Here is a 765-nt window from a genome sequence, read left to right on the forward strand (position 1 = left end):
CGAGCTCGAGCCTTAGGGATCAAAGTTTGTACTCATTTGCTTGTTGGATTACCGAAAGAAACCCGCGACGATAATATTGAAACGCTGCAAAAAGTGTTGGCCGTGGGCACTGATGGCATCAAGTTACATGGCCTGCATATTGTGGAAGGCAGTACGATGGCGAAAGCTTGGAGAGCTGGCAGATTAGAAGCTCCTGAATTGGAAGAATATGTTGCGATTGCCAGTGAAATGATTCGTATGACGCCCGCTGATGTTGTGTTTCATCGTGTCTCTTCCGCAGCTCGTCGTCCAACGTTGTTGTCCCCGCTTTGGTGTGAAAACCGTTGGTTAGCCATGACTGAAATTGGTCGCGCATTAAATAAAGATGGCGCTCAAGGCAGCTTAATAGGAAAACCTTTTATCTACACGAAGCCGGAATTAAAAGCAGATTGCTCAATAAATAACTGATATATTTTTAGCAGTTTGCTTTATAGGTGGAAAAATGGATCAGTTACTTAATTGGCTTTGGAATGGGCAGGAGAGTTATGGATATATTGTCCTGCTATCGATAGTCAGTGCGATTGCGATTGCGCTTATCTACTTTCGTTTCCAAAACGCACTTAAGCAGCTTATTACTGATTCGCCTTATCCAGTGCTGGTGCTAGATGCCAGCCATGGACAAATCCTACTTTCGAATCAAGCAGCGATGCAGTTGCTTGGCATTCGCTCACTGGGTACAGGCTTTTTGTACCCAGCCTTGTTTGAGCTTCACAAACTATCTTCGTT

The 765-nt window shown here is 44.6% G+C and carries 2 pseudogenes; both read left to right on the forward strand.

The features are described 5' to 3' along the window. Positions 1 to 447, forward strand: a pseudogene (locus R7Z77_RS25135) (TIGR01212 family radical SAM protein); the annotation flags it as partial. Between the two features lie 34 nt (positions 448 to 481). Then, a pseudogene (locus R7Z77_RS25140) lies at positions 482 to 765 on the forward strand (diguanylate cyclase); the annotation flags it as partial.

This window comes from Vibrio sp. 1401 (assembly GCF_033340295.1).